Raw genomic sequence first — 19391 nt, 5'->3', positions numbered from 1 at the left:
GTCGGATCTGTGCTGCCGTCACCAGGCTTCCTCGCCTTCGGTCACCAGCGTCTTGCGCTTGTCGCGGGCGACCGTCTGTATCTGCGCGTCAGGGTCCATGAAGTAGAGCGTGACGTACCCGCCGGCGCTGCGGTTGTAGACCGGGCGCTGGTAGCGGATGAATTCCGACAGCTTGGCGTTGTCGAAGCGGGACAGGTAAATCTCCATCCAGGCGAAATACTGGTCGTCCAGCAGGAATCCCTTGTACTGGTCTGTCGGCGCCAGATCGCCCAGCCGGTTGGGGTCCTCGATGACGTTGATGGCGAACCGCACGGCATCGTGGATGGAGTTGCCGTTTACCGTCATCTCGAAGACGTCGTAGCCCTGGCGCTCCACGATCTGCATGATCGGGATGAGGTAGAGCAGCGCATAGTTCTGGTAGTGCATGGCGCGGCGGCCGCGCTGCATTTCCAGCGGCATGGCCCCCTCGTCGGTCATGTCGTGCAGGGCCGAATAGATGGCGCTGACGCCGAACCGGAACAGCTCGTCATCCTCGCTCATCACGCCGACCATGGCGGCGTAAAGGGCGCGGCGGTAGAAATGGTTGTTGCAGCAACTGGGGTGCTCGCCGGGAATGGCGGAGTGCTTTTTCGCCAGGCGCCGCATCCAGGCGTCGACGCGCTCGGTTGCGTCGTGCATGCCCTCGACCTCGTTGCGCACGACGGAATAGGCCAGCGCGGCGGCAAAGATCATGGATTCCGTGGAGTACCAGGCCTGCGGCTCGGCAATCGTGTAGTGGAAATCCATCAGCGCATCGGCCTGCGCCCACTTGTCCAGGAACGTCACGAGGCATTCGGCATAATAGGGATCGCCGCTGGCGACGTAGGAGCCGGCGAGCTCGGTGACGCTGTCCTCGAACTGGAACAACGGCTGCGCCGCGACGCGCCAGGCGTCCGGCTGCGGATAGAAGCCGGGGATGCGGATGCGGTGGTCCAGCGGCGGCAGCGCCAGAAGCTGGGCGCAGCTGGGCCCGGTCTTCAGGTCCTGGGCAATCTGCAGGAGCATGGGATTGCGCGTGCGGTCCAGCAGGGCGCGGCGCTCGGCCACGTCGAAGTAGGAGGCGCCGGGATCGGTCACCTTGTACTCCGACAGGTCCAGCGCCCGGCGTTCCTCGAGCGTCAGCGCGTCCGCCGGCCCGGCTGTCAGCGGCACGGCCACGGCGGCGCAGAGGCCGAGCGCTCCGGCGGTCAGGCGGCGCAGGGTGGTCGGGATGGTGGGCATTCGATACGGGCTCCCGGTACGCAAAAGGGGCGGGGGCGTCACCCCCGGCTGTCTGCGGCGTCCGCGTCGGTCGGGGCGTAGAGGCGGAAGTCGCCGAAATCCACATGCTGTTCGCGCGGCGTGCGCCACTCCTTGCCGCTGCCGCCGAAGAACGTGGAGAACATCAGGCCGCTGATGGCATCGCCCTCCTCGGTGCGGTAGGCGATGTCGTCCTGCTCCAGGATCGGCTTGCCGTCGATCCAGATGCGGACGATGCCGTCGGCGCGGTCGGGGTCGTTGAGGATCACCTCCTGCTCCACCGTCACCCAGCGGCCGGTCGGGAAGGTCCACAGGCCGCGGCCGACGGACAGGCCGTAATCGGTGTCCTCGCCCTTGTTGGCGACGTACTCGTACACCTCGCCCTGGCCGTCCTCGCGCCACATCAGGCGCATGGAAAAGCCGTTCTCGCCCGACACATCGTCGCCGCCCGACGGCGCCTTGCCGCCGTAAAGGCCGGGCAGCTTGCCGCCCTTGACGAATTCGAAGCCTTCCGGGAAGCGCACCTTGTAGCGCAGGCAGGCACGATCCGTGCCGGGCGGGATTTCCATGGCGCTGTAGAAGCCGGCGCCGCCCTTGCCGTTGTCGCTGGGGCTGGAGGTGCCCTTCGGGTAGGTCACCCGCAGGGCGGGCTCGCCGATGCCGCTGTCGCGCGGGCGCAGGACACGCACGTTCTTCTTGGTGCCCCACTGCTTGCGGCTGTCAAAGCCTTCGCGAATGGCCTTCTTGCCGTTGCGCGCGGCCATGGCCGGCGTCAGGTCGGCGACCAGCGGGTAACGGACGGAACAGGCGACGACGGCCGGCGTCTTGGTGATGGCGTCGGGGTCGGTCGCCTTCAGGTCCTTGGCGGCGCCCGCAGGGGCGGGCAGGGCGGTGGTGGTGGAAACCACCAGGGCGGCGAGGGCGAAAGCCCCCGCCACCCGCGAGGCCGCGTTCCGCCGAGGGGTCGGAACGGCATGTCGCATGATGGGCATCCCTTGCTGTGTCACTCCGCCGCGCGGCGCAGGGGCGCGGCCTGTTCCCGCGCGGCGAAGCGCGGCGCGCGGCCGATGCAGTGGTAGTCGAAGCCGTTGGCGATGGCCTCGTCGGCGTCCCAGATGTTGCGCATGTCGACCACCACTTTGCCGCGCACGGTGGCGGCCAGGCGCTTGAGGTCGAGCGTCTTGAAGTGCGCCCAGTCGGTGACCACGGCGACCGCGTCGGCGCCGGTGGCGCAGGCGTAGGGCTCGTCGCAGATCTCGGCGGCCTGCTTGCCGAAGATGGCCTGGGCGTGTTCGGCGCCCATGGGGTCGTGCGCCTTAACCCGGGCGCCCATCTCGTGCAGCTTGCTGACGATGGTCAGGGCCGGGCTGTCGCGCACGTCGTCGGTGTCGGGCTTGAAGGTCAGGCCCAGTACGGCGATGGTCTTGCCCTCGACCGATCCGCCGCAGGCTTCCACGATGCGCTCGCACATGCGGCGCTTGCGGTCCTCGTTGGCGGTGATGACGGCCTCCACCAGATGCTGCGGGCTGCCGTTGCGCCGGCCGATGACGGCAAAGGCGTTGGTGTCCTTGGGGAAGCAGCTGCCGCCGTAGCCGGGGCCGGCCTTCAGGAACATGGGACCGATGCGCTTGTCCAGACCCATGGAGCGGGCCACGTCCTCGACGTCGGCGCCGGACTTCTCGCACAGGTCGGCGACCTGGTTGATGAAGGTGATCTTGGCGGCCAGGAAGCTGTTGGAGGCGTACTTGGCCATCTCCGCCGTTTCCGGGTTGCACTCCTCCACCGGCACGCCGGTCAGGGCAAGCGGACGGTAGATGCGGCGCAGGACGGTCATGGCGCGCTCGGTGTCGGCGCCCAGCACCACGCGGTCGGGGCGCATGAAGTCGCCCACGGCCGACCCCTCGCGCAGGAACTCGGGATTGGACGCCACGTCGAAGTCGGCGTTGGGATTTTCGGCGCGGATGATCTCGGCTACGCGGCGGGCGGTCCCGACGGGCACGGTCGACTTGTCGATGATCACCGTATAGCCCTTCAGGTGCGGCGCGATGCCCTTGGCGGCGCCGTAGACATAGCTCATGTCCGCTTCCGCCTGGCCGTCGGCCTGCGGGGTGCCGACGGCGATGAAGACCGCGTCGCTCTTGGCGACGGCCGCGCCGGTGTCGGTGGTGAAGTCCAGCTTGCCGGCCTCATGGTTGGTGACCACGATGTCTTCCAGGCCCGGTTCGTAGATGGGCATGATGCCCTGTTTCAGGCGCTCCACCTTGCCCTCGTCAAGGTCGACGCAGGTCACATGCGCACCGAGTTCGGAAAGACAAGCGCCGGACACGAGGCCGACATAACCGGTGCCGATGACGGTGATATTCATGGGTAACGCCTCTTTTACATTGATCCCGTAGTCGCCGGCCTGATGCCAGCTGTATTTTATCTCGCCACTACTACGGCCCTTCCTGGAAAAGGTTTCCCGGTTACGCCGCAGGGAGTAGCGAATTTACTTGCTGCCCTCGCCTTCCGGCTTGGGTTTGGGGACGGTGACGCCGTCCGCCTCGGCGGTGCCTTCCGGCACGGCGGCCGTCTGTTCCGGCACCTGCCCGCCGGCTCCCGTGCCGCCGGCGTCGGTGCCGCCGGTTTCGTGTCCCGCGCCCTCGGGCGCTGCCGGCTGACCGGTTCCGCCCGTCGGGGCCTCCTCGCGCGGTTCCGCCGGCGGGTCGGTGCGGTCGATTGGAATGCCGGTCTCCTCGGCCGCCTCGTCGACGGCGCCACTGATCTCGCGCCACGCGGCGCCGGCGGCGCGGCCGGCGGTCTGGATCGCGGCACGGCCGCCCTGCCACACCCACTCGGCGGCCTCGTCCAGCACCGGGGCTTCCGAGAAGCGGACGTCCACCGGCACGCCGACGGCGCTGGCGGGCAGGGGCTGCTCGGGCACCAGCAGGACGCTGGCGACGTTCTGCTGCTGGCGCACCCACTTGGGGAAACCGGCGCGCGGCTGCCGCTCCACGTCCAGCGAGACGGCGTGCACGCGCGCCTCGATGGGCTCGCTGGCGTTGGGCAGGGCGACGAAGGCGCGCTGGTGCGGTTCGATGCGGTCGATCTGGCTCATGTGAACCAGCGCCTCGACCAGCAGGTCGTCGTCGCCGGTCTCGATCAGCGTGATGATGCGTTCCGACTGGTCGATGTAGCTGCCGCCGGCCGCGCTGCGGGCCCAGGCCACCAGGCAGTTGCACGGGCTGTAGACGTCGTTGGCCGCCATGCGGGCTTCCAGGGCGGCGATCTTCGATACCTCGAAGTCGCGCGCGGTCTGAAACTCGTCGATGCGGGCGCGGGCGATTTCGGCATCCACCAGGCTGTACTTCACAGGGCCGTCCTCCGGCGGCGCGGCGGTTTCGGCCATGGAGACCTGCTCCACCTGCGGCTGGTTCAGCCGCTCCTGCACGTTCTCGATCAGCCGCTCGTTGTAGCGGTAGGCGGCGCGGGCGAGCATGAGGTCGGTGCGCAGGTCGCTGTTGACCACGCGCACCAACAATTCGTCGCGGTTCACGCGGTCCCCGGCCTCCAGATTGTGCTCGGCCAGGACGCCCGAGCCCGGCGCGCGGATGTCCACCCGCGGCGCCGTGACGGCGGCGAAGTCGGGCTCGATCAGCATGAAGTTGCGGTAGGCGGTGGCGCCGACCACGGCCAGCAGAGCCGCCGCCGCCGCGCCCAGAGCCAGATAGCGGCCCCAGGGCTTGGGGCGCCTGTCGTGCTTCTCGGCCGCCTGGGCGGCCGCCGCTGCGGACCGCTTGCGCGGGGTCTGCGGGTCCTCGTCGTCGACCATATCCTCCAGCGCCGCGTAACGGCCGCTCAGGTAGGTGCGGATGACACGGCGCAGGACCTCGCGGTGGCGCTGGTCGATGTCGGTGATCTCGAAGGCGGTTTCCTCGCCGCCGTTGCGCGACCGCGTGCGGATGGCGCGCGCCGTCGCCGGGACGATGAGCTGCGCCGGGCCCGCCGCGATCAGCAGCGACACCTCGGCCACAGTGCCGGCCTCCGGCGCATTCTCGCCGTGCACCGAAAAGCCGCCCAGCGAGAGGTCGCCGCCGCGCAGCACGCGGTTGTCCTTCGCGAACTCCACGCTGAAGGGCACGGGCACGCGGATGAAATGGCGCTCGTCCCGGCGCTCGTGACCGATGCGGGCGGCGTCGGCATCGTCGGCCCGGTGGCTGCGCGCCGCGTCGTCGTGGGAGTGCAGGCCGGCGTCGCCGGGGCGCTCCGCACCGCCAGCACCGCCAGTACCGCCCGCACGGGCGCCGCTGCCGGCTCGTCGGCCCAGATAGGGGTCGCCATCGCCGCCGCCGGGGCGGTCGGCCGGCGCGGCAGCGGGGGCCGGACCGGTCAAAGAGATCAGGCGGGGATCAGGCATGTGTTCGCGTCTCCTCGCGTGGTTGGTCGCAAGCCCCGAAGCGCGGGGCGATCATTGGAAACCGGATCGTGGCGCGGTGCGGCGCCTAAAGCCGCGGCGCATCGCCTCCGGGCTTGGCGTCGGCGGCCGCCGTGCGCGCCGTTTCGGGGCGCAGTGCGACGGTCAGGTCGGTCAGCCGCACCGGATGGTCGAGCCGCAAGGTGCAGGGGGCCTCACTGGTGCAGTCGAGCCGCCCGCCCGGCGCGAGACGTGCTCCGTCGGAGCCGGTGACGGCCGGGGCGAGGCCGGCCGAGACCAGCAGCGTCGTACCGCCGCGCTCGTCCGAACCCTCCAGCCGCGCCGCCCGCAGGGTCCCCAACGCGCCCAGGTGCTCGGGCAGGTCGCGGTCCAGGATCAGGCGGCCGGCCGGCAGCCGGACCTCGCCGCCCTGGGGAGCGTCGGCCATGGCGCGGGCGATCCAGTAGCTGTCGCCCCGCGGCTCGTCGGCGGCGCCCTCGGCAGGCGTCGCGCGAAGATTGGCGAAGGACTCGTCCATGGTGGACAGCGACACCCGGTCGGGCGGCAGCAGCACGCCGGTGGCGACCGCCAGGACCATGAGCAGGCTGCCCAGATAGACGCCATGCATCACATGGCCCATGCGGCGCTGGCGGCGAGCCTTCCGCAGGTCGTTCGGCTCGCCGGCGGAAATGCCCTGGCGCGACCATTTCTGGCGGTTGAAGCGGAAGCTGACGTAGGTCTTCAGGGCCGCGCCGATGATCTGGTTGTAGTAGAGCAGCGGCACCCAGAGCAGGCTCATCCGGCCGCGCTGCATGGCCAGGATCGACGTCGCCACGCTGCGGGTGAACAGGATCCACAGCAGATAGGCGAAGATGAACGACGGGCGCACGAACAGGGTCAGCATGATGGCGACGGTGGGGCCGATCATGGTGGTCCACATGGACAGCCGCTGGTCGATCAGGCTCCACCAGGTGAACAGGCCCATGGGGCGCGGACCCAGCGCGATGGCCCGCCCGCTGGTGCGCAGCATGTTGCCGTACCAGCGGCGCATAAGGTCGACCGTCGACTTGAAGAACCGGTCGCGCTCGGGCAGTTCCTCGAAGCCCGAGACGTAGACGTCGGGCACATAGAGCATCCGCCAGCCGTTTTTCAGCAGCCAGTACCAGGTGGACTTGTCGTCGCCCGACAGGAACTTGAACTTGCCGAAGCGCCAGTGCTCGATGTGGTCGTTGGCAACCAGGTCGATGAAGCCCGGATCGGCGGCCAGCTCGGCGCGGAACAGGCTGTAGCGGCCGGTCAGAACCAGCAGGCGTTCCGACAGCGACATGGAAGACATGACCAGGTGCCGCTGCGCATAGCGCAGGTCGTACCATTCCTTGGTCAGGTCGTCGCCGTCGACGATGGCGCTGTTGTTGGTGGTCAGCGCACCCAGGCCGTCGTCGTTGAGGAAGAAGGGCATGGTGCGCGCGAAGGTGCCTTCCTCGATGCGCACGTCGCCGTCCATCAGCACCGCTAGGCTGCGGTGGCTGGGCATACGGCGCGAAATGGCGCGCAGGACCTCCGCCATGGCCGAGCGTTTGCCGTCGCCCTTCTGGAACATGTACGACATTTCAATGTTGGCGGGATAGCCGTGCTCCTCCATGACGTGGTCGAGCACGTCGATGTCGCTGCGGTCCGAGATCGCGGCAAAGATGACGGTGGGTACGCCGTAGTCCCTGGCTTCGCGCACAAGGGCGTCATAGACCGCGAAGCTCACCTCGGGCTCGATGCGGAACGAGGTGCACAGCACATAGATGGCATCCGGCTTTTCCACCGCGCCGACGGCGTCGGCCTGGGCGCGCAGCCGGGGAAAGACGCGGCGGTTGAACCAGACCGACCGGATGGCCTGGACGAACCACCACGAATAGCGCCATGCGCCGATCACGCCGATGGCAAGGATGAAGCTCTGGCTCGCGGGCGAGAACACTTCCGGCGGCAGGTTGGTGACCAGCAGGATCACCAGGGCCGTCATCAGCAGGAAGGTCGTCAACTCCGTCGTCCAGGATGCCCGGGTAACCGGGGCGTCTGGGCTCGGTCGGTCCGACATGCGGTTCTGATCCCTCGTCGCACAAGGTTGGCCGTACCGGTGCGGTCGCCCCTGCGTGTCCGGCTGATCCGGGACAAGGCGGAGGCGACGGCGGCGGCGGCGTTTCCTCGTGCGGTTGACGTTATGCGCGAGCGGCGCTCGAGGCGGCTTTCTGCCGCATGCGCCATTGCGCCCGCTTCGTTACCGGGCCCAATGCGGGGATCGAATGGAGGGTTTCGTCTCCGCCTGTGACAATAAATGGGCGGATCGACTGGATATGTGCGCTGCACAACACCGCGGCGTGCGGCTGAATGACGTATCCGCTACTCAAAGTTATTTCGGTGAAAGGGGAAGGGGGGCGGGTCTCGGCGCTTCCGGCCGTATATCGACCGGACCAGAACTGTGACAGCCGGACCAGGGACTTATTCGGGACTTTGCGAAACATCCCAGGTATGCAAAAAACTCAACCCTTCGGGTCCTGAGGCCTATGACGTAGGTCCTATTAAATCCTTCCTTAAGATATAGGTGGTAGGTCGAAGGTGCTGTCCGAACGCAGGGGAAAGAAGGGCGCATCATGACCGCACTGATCGATTACATCATCACCAGCGAGTGGAATGGCGGCTACGTCATCGAGGTATCGGTCGCCAACACGGGCGACACCACCATCCACGACTACAAGGTCGGCTTCACGCTGCCCGCCGAGGTGGACACGGTGTGGAACGGGGTCGTCACCGATCACAGCGGCGATGCCTGGGTCGTCATGGACGACGATGAAAAGAACGACCTGCGCGCTGGCGAGACCATCACGTTCAAGATGAAGGTACTGACGACGCGCGACGGCATCGAGCCGACCAACTTCACCGTCAACGGCGAACTGGCGGAGGTGGCGCCGCGCCCCGACGAGACGCCGGACGCTTTCGTCGACGGTGTCGCGGTGGTGGCCGCGGGGGCCTCGGCGGCCGAGATCCAGGCGCTGCTCGACAAGGCCCCGGAGGGCGGCGTGGTCCGGCTTGAGGCAGGCACCTTCACCCTGGACGCCCAGTTGACCATCACCCGCAGCGACGTGACGCTTGAAGGCGCGGGCAGCGGCAAGACCACCATCGTCTTTACCGACGCGGCCCTGGACGACGGGCCGGGTATTCACGTCGCCGGCACCAAGACCGTCCATGCGGGCGGCCTGCACGCCGATGTCGCCAAGGGCCAGAACTCCATCACCCTGACCGAGGACCACGGCCTGTGGGTCGGCGACACGGTGCGGCTGTGGCAGGATAACGACACCGAGTTCCTCAATCAGATCGAGGACTGGGACTGGCGCATGAACGACGTGCCGTTGCGCACCAGCATGGCCAAGGTGGTCGCCATCGACGGCGGCACCGTGACGCTGGACCGCGGCGTGCACTTCGACATGGAGGCGGCGCTGGGCAAGGTGGAGCGCGTGGACACGCTGTCCGGCGTGACGCTGCAGGGGTTTGACGTCCGCTTCCAGTTAGGCACGCCCGACTACACCCTGTTCGAGAACGTCCACACTCACCTCGACCGCTACCGCGCCATCGAACTGGAGGGGACCGTGGGCGCCCGGGTGAGCGACATCGGGGTCTACGACGGCCCCTCGGTCGCCTTCGAGTTCACCCGCAGCATGGACATGGTGGCCGACCGCCTGACCGCCCGCGGCGCCTTCAACAAGGGCGACAACGGCAACGGCTACGCCTACGAACTGCGCGAGAGCTATGACGGCGTCTTCACCAAGCTGCAGGATGGTGACATGCGCCACGGCGTGGTGTTCGCCAGCTGGGCCTCGTCGGTGAACAACAGGATCCACGTCGACTACACCGACCGCGACGTCAATTTCCATGGCGGCCGCGACACCGGCAACGTGGTGCATGTGGAGAAGTCCCTGCGCGAAGCCGCGGCCGACGACATCTCCACCACCGTCTGGTGGAACGAGGGCGAGACGTTCGGTGCGCCCACCGACAAGACCGCGAACCAGGTGCTGTTCGACTATGTCATCGGTTCGCGCCGGGACGACGACATCCAGGGCGTCGACACGGGCGTCTACCTCAACGGCCGCCACGGCCACGACACCCTGCGCGGCGGGGCCGGCGACGATATCCTGGAGGGCGGGCGCAACGACGACCTGCTGCTGGGCGGCGACGGCGTCGACACCGCGCGATACGAGCGGGCCTTCTCGGAATACGTGGTGTCCTACGACGACCAGGGCCGGGTGCTGATCGACGGCTATGCCAGTGACGACATCCTGGTGGACGTCGAAAAAGCCGTCTTCGCCGACGGCACCATGCTCGACCTGAAGACCCTCCAGGCAACGCCGGGCGCGCCCACCGCGCGGCCGACGCCGGACGAAATCGTCCCGCAGGAAGACGTCTACTTCCCCGGCAGCACGCCCGCGACCCAGCCGCAGCTGACCGCCACCACCCTGACGGAAAGCCGCTGGTCTGCGGGCTACGTCATGGCGGTGGAGATCACCAATCACGGCGACGAGCCGCTGGCCGACCCGCAGGTGAGCTTCCGGCTGCCGGTCGCCATCGACACGCTCTACGGCGCGCGGCTGGTGGCCCGGTCGGGCGACACCTACACCATCGCCGGCGAACTGGCCGAGCCTTTGGAGCCGGGCGCGACCATGCGCTTTTGCTTCAAGGCCTATGACGACGTCAGCCACGAGCCCGAGGCCCTGACGGTGAACGGCATCGCCGTGGAGGCCGGCGTCGCGCTGCCCGACGCCGGCACGCCGGCCGTCGCGGACGAGACCGGGGGCTTGGACCCCAACACGCTGACCGACGTCACCAGCGAGATCACCAGTTCGTGGTCGACCGGTTACGTGACCGAACTGACCATCACCAACACGTCCGACGTGCCGGTGGACGACGCCTCGGTCACCTTCGACCTGCCGGCGGTGATCGACACCATCTACAGCGCCGTGCTGACTGACCACGGCAACGACCGCTACACCATCCATGACGACAGCGGCCCAATCAACCTGGGGCCGGGCGAAAGCTGGAGCGTCAAGTACAAGGTCTACGACGACGCCCGGCCGCTGCCCAAGGTGGTCTCGGTTGACGGCCATGCGGACCTGGGGCTGGCGGGCATCGGCCTGCCGGACCCGACCATGAAGGGCACCTCGGCCGACGAGACGCTGAACGGCACAAGCGGCGACGACGTCATCGACGGGCGCGGCGGCGCGGACACCTTCGCCGGCGGCCTGGGCGACGACATCTACCGCATCGACAGCAGCGCCGACCGGGTGATCGAGTGGGCCGGCCAGGGCCGCGATATCATCGACACGACCGTTTCCCGCAGTTTGGAAGCGGGGGTGGAGGTGCTGCGCGCCGTCGGCTCGGGCTCGCTGTCGCTGACCGGCAACATGCAGGCCAACGTGCTTGTCGGCAATGCGGCCGACAACGTGCTGTCGGGAGGTCTCGGCCGTGATGCCATGGAGGGCGGTGCCGGGGCGGACGTCTTCCACTTCGGCAGCCTGCTCGACAGCCGCGCCGACGCGCCCGACGTGATCGTCGATTTCCGCAAGAGTGACGGCGACCGCATTGATCTGTCGACCGTCGACGCCGATGCGCTGACCGAGGGCGACCAGGCCTTTACCTGGATCGGCGACGGCGGCTTCAGCGGCATCGCCGGCGAGTTGCGCCGCGAGGGCGACCTTGTGCAGGCCGACGTGGACGGCGACGGCGTCGTCGACATGGCGATCGAGGTCCGCAACGCCCCGCTGGACGGCGGGGACTTCCTCCTCTAGCAGCCCGCCGTCCGCTGACAGGCCTCCCCGCTGTGGACCGCCGGCAGGCGGGGAGGCCGTCCTTCCAACCGATCCGATCGGGTGACCGCCACGTGATGACGACCAAAAACACCCTTCTCGGCAACGCTCTGGCCTCGTTGCGCGGCGGATTCGTCGCGGCGGCTGGCTTCAGCATCTTCGCCAACGTGCTCCTGCTGGTGCCCAGCCTCTACATGCTGCAGGTCTACGACCGGGTGCTGGCGAGCCGGTCGCTGCCCACCCTGGCCGCGATCACGCTGATCGCCATAGGCGCGCTGGCGGTGCTGGCTGCGCTGGACGCGGTGCGCTCACGTATTCTGGTGCGCTTGGGCACGCGGCTGGAACTGGCCCTGCGCCGGCCCCTGTTCGATGCCGCCTGGCGCGGCGGGCAGGGCGCCGAGCCCCTGCGCGACCTGGCGTCCTTCCGCGAGGCCGTGACGGGGCCGGGGATGATCGCCGTATTCGACGCCCCGTGGGTGCCGGTCTTTCTGGCGCTTGCATTCCTCATGCACCCGTGGATCGGCCTGGTCGCCACCGGCGGTGCGGTGGTGATCGTGGCGCTGGCGCTGCTGAACGCGCGGCTGTCGCGCACCGCCTCCACCCAGGCGGCGGAGGCGTCGGCAGAGGCCTGGAAGATCGCCGGCGAGGCCCGCCGCAATGCCGAGGCCGTGCAGGCGCTGGGCATGGGGGCGGCGCTGCGGGAGCGGTGGCAGGCTTCTGGCCGGCGGGCGCTGGCAGGGCAGGCGGCGGCCTCGGGCCGGTCCGGCTTGATCCTGGCGGCGTCCAAATCGGCGCGGTTCGCGACGCAGGTGGTGCTGCTGGGAACCGGCGCCGTTCTGGTCATCAACGGTCAGATCTCGGCGGGCATGATGATCGCCGCCTCCGTTCTCATGGGCCGCGCCCTGGCTCCGGTAGAGGGCGTGGTGGCGCACTGGCGCACGCTGGCCGGCGGCCGTGCCGCGCTCGGCCGCCTGAAGGACGTGCTGGGCGGCGTCGGCGCCGGCGAGGACGACCGCCTGGTGCCGCCGGCGCCGGAGGGCCGGCTGGAGGTTTCCAACCTGACGGTCGCCGCGCCCGGTGCCGACCGTCCGACCCTGCGGCGCATCGCCTTCAGCGTGGCGCCGGGGGAGATCCTGGGCGTCGTCGGCGGCTCGGGCGCGGGCAAGACCAGTCTGGTGCGCGTGCTGCTGGGCCTGTGGCCGGCGGCGGCGGGCACCGTGCGGCTGGATGGCTTCGACGTCGCCGCCTGGCCGCGCGACGACCTCGGCCGTCACATCGGATACCTGCCGCAGGAGGTCGCGCTGTTCGAGGGTACGGTGGCGCAGAACATCGCCCGCATGGGCGCGGTGGACCGCGACGCCGTGATCGCCGCCGCCAAGAAGGCCGGCGCGCACGACATGATCCAGCGCCTGCCCGCCGGCTACGACACGCCGGTGGGTGAAAGCGGCCGGGCCCTTTCCGGCGGTCAGCGCCAGCGCATCGGGCTCGCGCGCGCCCTGTTCGGCGAGCCCGCCCTGATCGTATTGGACGAGCCCAACGCCGGGCTGGACGCCGAGGGGGAATCGTCGCTGATCGGCGCGCTTGAGATTCTCCGGGCAGAGGGCCGGACCGTCATCATCGTCGCCCATCGCGCCGCGCTGCTGTCGGCCTGCGACCGCATCGCCGTCCTGCGCGAGGGGCTGCTGGAGGTGGTCGGTGCCCGCGACGAGGTACTCGGCCGCTTGACGGGCCGCGCCCGCAAGCCCGCCGGCGTCGCTCAGTTCCCCCGGAGTGCCTGACATGACCGATCATCCCGAGATGCCAGAGATGCACGACCCCGCCGCCTCCATTCGCGGTCCGGTGATCGCCGGACTGGTGATCGTCGGCTTGTCCTTCGTGGGCTTCGGCGGCTGGGCCGCCACCGCACCGCTGGCCGGGGCCGTGGCGGCGCCGGGCGTCATCGCCGTGGAGGGCGGTCGCAAGGCCGTCCAGCACATGGAAGGGGGCGTGGTGTCCGCCGTGCTGGTGGCCGAGGGCGACCGGGTGGCCGAGGGACAGGTGCTCGCGCGGATCGACCCGGTGCAGGCGTCGGCCTCGGTCCGCCGCCTGACCGACCGCCACAACGCCGCGCGCGCCCGCGTCGCCCGGCTTGAGGCCCAGCGAGAAGCGGCGGCGGCGGTTGCCTTCCCGCCCGACCTGACCGCCCTGGCCGAGGCCGACCCGGTGCTTTCGGGCGTGCTGGAGGCCGAGCGCCGTGCCTTTGCCGAGGCCCGCGAGGCGCTGGCGGGCGAGACGGAGATGACCGCCGGACGTCTCGCCCAAGTGCGCGAGGAGATCGCAGCGCTGGAGGCGACCGCCGTGGCGCGCGCCAAGGAAAAGCGCCTTCTGGAAGAGGAGCTTGCCGGCATTCGCGACCTGCACGCCAAGGGTCTGGTGACGGCCACCCGCGTGCGGTCGCTGGAACGTGGCCTGGCGCACCTGGAAGGGCAGGAGGCCCAGGCGGAGGCTGACCGCGCCCGTGCCGAGTCCTCGGCGACGGAGGCGGAACTCAAGCTCGCGCAGGTCCACCGTGCGGCGCGCGAGGAAGCCGCCGCTGCCCTGCGCGACGCCCGGCTGGAGGTAGCCGACGCCGCCGCCCAGTTGCAGGCGGCGGAAGACGTGCTCGCCCGGACCGAGGTGCGGGCGCCGCGGGCCGGCGTGGTGCAGGGGCTGGCGGCGCAGACGGTCGGCGGCGTGGTCAAGCCGGGGCAGACGCTCATGGAGATCGTGCCGGACGACCAGACCCTCCAGATTGCCGCCCGCGTCCCGCCGACGGACATCGAGCGCGTGCATGTGGGGCAGGAAACGGAAATCCGTTTTCCCGGCCTGCACGACCGCAACCTGCCGCTGCTGACCGGTGCGGTCGACGTGGTTCCGGGCGACAGCCAGCAGGACGAGCGCACCGGCATGGCTTTCTACAACGTGACCGTCAGCGTGCCGTCCGGCCGCGTGGAAGGTGCCACGGATCATGTGCTCAAGCCCGGCATGCCGGCCGAGGTGATGATCCTGACCGGCGAGCGCACCCTGCTGGACTACTTGATGAAGCCGCTGCGCTCGGCCCTGGACAAGGCGTTGATCGAGGAGTAGCTGCCTACCGTCGGTGGCGGGCGCGAGGGTCCTTGCGCCCGCCCGCTGAAACGGGCAACCGGGCGGGTGCCGGGCCGTTCTCCGTTCTCATTCACACACGGATACGGAGCCCAACGAATGCCTGCCATTTACGACATGCTCCACCAGGACCACGAGAAGGTGAAGCACGCGCTGACGCAGATTCTCGACACCACCGAAGGGGCCGAGAAGACGCGCGAGAAGCTGTTCAACGAGGTCAAGCACGACCTGGAGCTTCACACGAAGTTCGAGGAAGAGGTGTTCTACCCCAACTTCCGCGAGGCCAAGCATGACCAGGAGGCCAAGGAAGAGGTCAAGGACGCCCTGAACGAGCACGGCGAGGCCAAGTCCATGCTCTCCGAGATGGAGAAGATGGACAAGACTTCCGACGCGTTCGTGGAGAAGGTCCAGAAGCTGAAGAGCGCGCTGGAACACCATATCTCCGACGAGGAAGACGAGATGTTTCCCCAGGCCCGCAAGACCATGAGCGACGAGGACGCCAAGGCCATGGGGGACCGCTACCAGCAGTTCAAGCAGCAGCATTGATCGCTGGATGGGGCGCAATGTGCTCAGGGAGGGCCGCCTTCGAGCGGCCCTTCTTTTTGTGCCTGGAGGTCAACGCAATGGGCGGGGGCGTTCAACCCGGCGTCGTTGGCAGCGGATGTGGATTCCTGCTTTCGCAGGAATGACGGCTAGTTTCTTTTTCTAAAACAGACACTTGAAAAATATCCGTAACTCCGGCGGAAGCAGGGGCCCACGCACCCCCTCAACCGCCGCACGGCCGACGCCTCAAAACGCATCCGCCAGCCGGTACAGGTCCCGCCGCACCGCGTCCGCCAGGGCGGGGAGGGCGGCGGCGACGGCATCGCTCAAGGGTTCGCCCAGGCCCCACCGTGCGCCCTCCACGGCATGGATGATCAGCCGGTCGGGCAGCTTGCCCAGCGCTCGGCCGGTCTCGATGGCCTCCCGCACGCCGAAGGCATGAGAGGAACAGCGGAAGCCGGCGCCGTCCAGCGCCGCGCCATCGGCCACCTCCAGCCGGTGCAGCGCGCCTGGCGCGGCGCCGGACAGGGCGGCGTCGATGACCAACACCAGCGGCCGGTCCTCCCACAGGGCGATCAGGCCCAGGCCCTCGCCGTGGTGGGGGCGGCAGTCCCACGGGCCGCCGCCGTCCAGCAGCGCAAGCGCATCCAGCCCCGCCGCATCGTCGCCCCGCCAGGGCTGTCCGACTCCGATGATGAGCGGCGGTAGCCCGGCCTTGCTGCCGGCCCCCTCAACCACGGTCCACCTTCAGCCGCAGGAAATGCGTCGCGCAGGAGATGCACGGGTCGTAATTGCGGATGGCCTGCTCGCAGCGCCACTGCAGCGCGTCGTCGGGCAGATTGAGGCCGCGGGTGACGACCTCGCGCAGGTCCTCCTCTATGGTTGGCTGGTTCTGCGACGTCGGCGGCACGATACGGGCCTCGGCGATGGTGCCGTCGTCGTTGAGGCGGTAGCGGTGCCAGCAGATGCCGCGCGGGGCCTCCGTGCATCCCACGCCTTCCCCGGCGCGGACCGTGACGGGGGCGGAGGCGTCTTCCGGCGGCACATAGGCCGTAATCAGGTCGCGGGCGTCCAGCAGGGCCTGCAAGACTTCCAGGCTGCGGACGATGATGGACTTGAAGGGATTGCGCTCCACCGGTCCCAGCCCCGCCGCGCGGGCCTCGTCCTGCACCTCGGGCCGCAGGGTATCGTAGTTCACGGCATAGCGCGCCAGCGGGCCGACGTGATACGGCCGGCCGTCGCTGGTCAGCCCGTGCAGGGCGTTGGAGTGCTTGACGTGGTGCTCGCCGAAGTGCTGCTCGAAAGCCGCCAACGGCACGTCCGCGCCCTCGCTGGTCCGCAGGTCGCCGCGCGCGATAGCGTATTCGTCGGCGTGGCGGAGCGCGACGAACAGATAGTCGCGCTCAAGGTCCGGAAAATCGAAGGTGGCGACGGTGCGGGCGAGCATGCGTGCTGCCTCGATCCCCCACTCGATTTCCGGCAGCAGGTCTGTCAGCGCCTGGCGCGGGGGGACCGAGTAGAACCCGCCCACCTTCAGGTTCACCGGATGCACCGCCCGTCCGCCGATGACCTCCAGAAGCCGATTGCCCAGCTTCTTCAGCCGCAGGGCGGTGGTGACCACGTCGGGATGCGTGCGCGCCATTTGCAGGCTGTCGTCCAGGCCCAGGAAGTCCGGCGCGTGCAGCATGGCGACGTGCAGGACGTGGCTTTCGATCCATTCGCCGGTGTAGATGAGCCGGCGGAGCGCGGTGATCTCCGGCCCCACCTCCACCCCCAGCGCGTCCTCCATGGCCTGCGACGCGCCCAGCAGATAGGCGACGGGGCAGATGCCGCAGATGCGGGCGGTGATGTCGGGGGCGTCGCTGTACTGGCGCCCGCGCAACAGGGCCTCGAAAAAGCGCGGCGGTTCGTAGATGCGGAACTTCAGGTCCGTCACGGTGCCGTTGCGGACCTTGACGTCGAGCGCGCCTTCCCCTTCCACGCGGGCCAGGGCCTCGACCTTGATGCGCTTAGTCGTCATGGCGCAGGGACTCCTCGCGGAAGGGCGCCGCATTGGCGTTGAACAGCCGCAAGCCGTCGCGGATGCCCGTTTCAGACCGGCCCAGCGAGGCGAACTCTGCCATCAGGTTCGCCATGTTTGGCGTCTCCTTCGGCCCGAAGCAGCCATAGCAGCCGCGCCCGCAGCCGGGGCACAGCGCGCCGCAGCCGGCCTGTGTCACGGGGCCGAGGCAGGGCGTGCCGCTCGCAACGGTGACGCAAGCGATGCCGCGTCGCTTGCACTCGGTGCAGACGGCGGTGCGCGGGATGTTGGGCTTGCGGCCGGCCAGGAAGGCGGAGACCACCTCCAGCAGCTGGTGACGATCCACCGGACATCCGCGCAGCTCGAAGTCCACCGGCACGTGGTCGGCGATGCCCGTCGACGTCGCCAGCGTGTCGATGTAGTCCGGCCGGGCGTAGACGGCGCGGATGAAGTCCTTGTGGTCGGCGAAGTTCTTCAGGGCCTGGATGCCGCCGGAGTTGGCGCAGGCCCCGATGGAGACCAGAACCTTGCTCTGGCGGCGCACCTTCTGGATGCGCTCCGCGTCATGGCGGTTGGTGATGGAGCCTTCCACCAGCGACAGGTCGTAGGGGCCGCGCGCGGTGGCGCGGGTGGCCTCCAGGAAATAGGCGATGTCCACCGCGTCGGCGATATCCAGCAAGTGGTCCTCAAGGTCCAGAAGCTGGAGCTGACAGCCGTCGCAGCTGGAGAACTTCCAGACGGCGAGCTTGGGGCGTTTGCGGGTGCTTGTGGCCATGGCTCAATACTCCGCGACGGGCAGCCGGTCGGCGACGGCGGCGTAGTTGAAGACCGGGCCGTCCTTGCAGACGAAGGCGCCGCCCCACTGGCAATGGCCGCAGAAGCCCAGTGCGCACTTCATGTTGCGCTCCATGGACAGCCACACCTTGCCGCGCGCGACGCCCTTGCGGGTCAGCGCGTCGCAGGCCGCGCGCATCATCACTTCGGGCCCGCAGACGAAGGCGGTGGTGGACGGCGCGTCGAACCCGCCGGCATTGATGAGCCGCGTCACCACGCCCACCGGGCCGGACCAGCCGCCGGTGGCGCGGTCGACGGTGACTTGCGCGCTGACGTCGAACCGCCCGCGCCAGGCGCGCACCTCGGTCTTGTAGAGGATATCCTCGGGCGTGCGGGCGCCGTAGAGGATCATGACGCGGTTGAAGCTCTCACGCTGGTTCAGCAGCGTGTGGATCAGCGGCCGCAGAGGCGCAAGCCCGATGCCGCCGGCCACCACCACCACGTCGCCGCCGCGCGCCGTCTCCACCGGCCAGGCAGAGCCGAACGGGCCGCGGATGCCAATGGTCGCGCCGGCCTTCATCGCCCACATGGCGCGGGTGACGGTGCCGACGGCGCGGGTCGTGTGCACCAGAACCTCGGGCACGGCGGGGTCGCCGCTGATGGAGATGGGCACTTCCCCAACGCCGAAGACGTAGAGCATGTTGAATTGCCCGGGGCGGAAGCCGAGCGGCGCGCCGTCCTGCGCCACCAGGTCGAAGGTGAAGGTGTCAGACAACTCCTTCTTCACGCGCACGATGCGGAAGGGCCGCGGCACCATGGGGTCGGTCGCCGGATCGGGCGCCGCGGCCGGGTGCGGAGCCTCCGGCGGTGGTGCATGGCCCTTCAGCGGCGTGGCGAGCGTGCTCATGCCAGCCCCCTTTCCCTGGCTCCGGCCGGCGGCCCGTAAAGGTCGAGCATCTGAAGCCGGGCGCTGTGCAGGCGTTCCGACATGACGCCGATGAAACGCGGCATCAGGTGGTAGGCCAGTTCGTGGTCGGCCTCCAGCGCGCGGCGCAGGCAGGGCGCGTCGAAGATGACCGCCCGGGTGTCCTCGCGCGCGGTGGCCGAGAACGTCCAGCGGTAGGGCGCCACCAGCCAGGACCAGCCGAGGATGTCGCCGGCGTGCAGGGTCTGCAGCGGCGTCACGCCCTGCTCGGGTGTCGCGACCTCCACGGCCACGCAGCCCGACAACAGGACGGTGAAATGGTCGGCGCAGGCTCCTTCCTTCAGCACGCGGTGGCCGGCCTTGTAGGTGCGCGTCGTGGCGCAGGCGGCCAGCTTCTCCAGCATGGGTTCCTCCATGCCGGCGAAGAAGGGGTGGTTGTGCAGGAGCCGCTCGATGGGTTCCTTGACGGTGTCGGTCATGGCCCGTCCTCCT

General features: G+C 69.1%; 14 protein-coding genes. 4 read left to right on the top strand and 10 right to left on the bottom strand.

Annotation, left to right across the window (positions count from 1 at the left end):
- Window positions 1–18: 18 nt before the first annotated feature.
- The 5 genes from C882_RS08820 to C882_RS08800 all read right to left on the bottom strand — a co-directional run bounded on the left by C882_RS08820 (window position 19) and on the right by C882_RS08800 (window position 7700).
- Window positions 19–1260, bottom strand: a complete 1242-nt coding sequence (locus tag C882_RS08820) for an alginate lyase family protein (RefSeq protein WP_009540233.1) — start codon at window positions 1258–1260, stop codon at window positions 19–21.
- A gap of 38 nt (window positions 1261–1298) precedes the next feature.
- Window positions 1299–2261 (bottom strand): polysaccharide lyase, encoded by a 963-nt coding sequence (locus C882_RS08815; protein WP_152415263.1) that lies wholly within the window; start codon window positions 2259–2261, stop codon window positions 1299–1301.
- 20 nt (window positions 2262–2281) lie between these two features.
- Window positions 2282–3643, bottom strand: coding sequence for a UDP-glucose dehydrogenase family protein (locus C882_RS08810; protein ID WP_009540231.1), 1362 nt, complete (start codon window positions 3641–3643; stop codon window positions 2282–2284).
- 123 nt (window positions 3644–3766) lie between these two features.
- Window positions 3767–5674 (bottom strand): HlyD family efflux transporter periplasmic adaptor subunit, encoded by a 1908-nt coding sequence (locus C882_RS08805; protein ID WP_009540230.1) that lies wholly within the window; start codon window positions 5672–5674, stop codon window positions 3767–3769.
- An 85-nt stretch (window positions 5675–5759) separates the two neighbouring features.
- On the bottom strand, window positions 5760–7700 hold the full coding sequence (locus C882_RS08800) for a glycosyltransferase (protein ID WP_009540229.1): 1941 nt from the start codon (window positions 7698–7700) through the stop codon (window positions 5760–5762).
- 610 nt (window positions 7701–8310) lie between these two features.
- Between C882_RS08800 and C882_RS23095 the strand changes: the two genes are divergently transcribed.
- The 4 genes from C882_RS23095 to C882_RS08775 all read left to right on the top strand — a co-directional run bounded on the left by C882_RS23095 (window position 8311) and on the right by C882_RS08775 (window position 15183).
- On the top strand, window positions 8311–11496 hold the full coding sequence (locus C882_RS23095; RefSeq protein ID WP_009540228.1) for a cellulose binding domain-containing protein: 3186 nt from the start codon (window positions 8311–8313) through the stop codon (window positions 11494–11496).
- A gap of 95 nt (window positions 11497–11591) precedes the next feature.
- Complete coding sequence (locus tag C882_RS08785) at window positions 11592–13292, top strand: type I secretion system permease/ATPase (protein ID WP_043644463.1); 1701 nt, start codon at window positions 11592–11594, stop codon at window positions 13290–13292.
- 1 nt (window position 13293) lies between these two features.
- Window positions 13294–14619: an HlyD family type I secretion periplasmic adaptor subunit gene (locus C882_RS08780; protein WP_009540226.1), complete on the top strand. Its 1326-nt coding sequence runs from the start codon at window positions 13294–13296 to the stop codon at window positions 14617–14619.
- A gap of 117 nt (window positions 14620–14736) precedes the next feature.
- A complete protein-coding gene (locus C882_RS08775) occupies window positions 14737–15183 on the top strand; it encodes a hemerythrin domain-containing protein (RefSeq protein WP_009540225.1) in 447 nt (148 codons plus the stop codon).
- A gap of 243 nt (window positions 15184–15426) precedes the next feature.
- On the opposite strand, the gene C882_RS08770 is transcribed toward C882_RS08775, so the two are convergent.
- The 5 genes from C882_RS08770 to C882_RS08750 are packed head-to-tail and all read right to left on the bottom strand — an operon-like array spanning window position 15427 to window position 19378.
- Window positions 15427–15918: a hydrogenase maturation protease gene (locus C882_RS08770; RefSeq protein ID WP_009540224.1), complete on the bottom strand. Its 492-nt coding sequence runs from the start codon at window positions 15916–15918 to the stop codon at window positions 15427–15429.
- Window positions 15911–17200 (bottom strand): Ni/Fe hydrogenase subunit alpha, encoded by a 1290-nt coding sequence (locus C882_RS08765; protein ID WP_009540223.1) that lies wholly within the window; start codon window positions 17198–17200, stop codon window positions 15911–15913. The genes C882_RS08770 and C882_RS08765 overlap by 8 nt, the downstream gene beginning before the upstream one ends.
- Window positions 17190–17975, bottom strand: coding sequence for an NADH-quinone oxidoreductase subunit B family protein (locus tag C882_RS08760; RefSeq protein ID WP_009540222.1), 786 nt, complete (start codon window positions 17973–17975; stop codon window positions 17190–17192). The genes C882_RS08765 and C882_RS08760 overlap by 11 nt, the downstream gene beginning before the upstream one ends.
- 3 nt (window positions 17976–17978) lie before the next feature.
- A complete protein-coding gene (locus tag C882_RS08755) occupies window positions 17979–18881 on the bottom strand; it encodes an FAD/NAD(P)-binding protein (RefSeq protein ID WP_009540221.1) in 903 nt (300 codons plus the stop codon).
- On the bottom strand, window positions 18878–19378 hold the full coding sequence (locus C882_RS08750; RefSeq protein WP_009540220.1) for a cyclic nucleotide-binding domain-containing protein: 501 nt from the start codon (window positions 19376–19378) through the stop codon (window positions 18878–18880). The genes C882_RS08755 and C882_RS08750 overlap by 4 nt, the downstream gene beginning before the upstream one ends.
- Between the last annotated feature and the right edge of the window lie 13 nt (window positions 19379–19391).

It is taken from the genome of Caenispirillum salinarum AK4 (assembly GCF_000315795.1).
Classification (GTDB): Bacteria; Pseudomonadota; Alphaproteobacteria; order Rhodospirillales; family Rhodospirillaceae; genus Caenispirillum; species Caenispirillum salinarum.
Note: the sequence above shows the minus strand (reverse complement) of the source record. Positions and strands in the feature narration are given on the sequence as shown.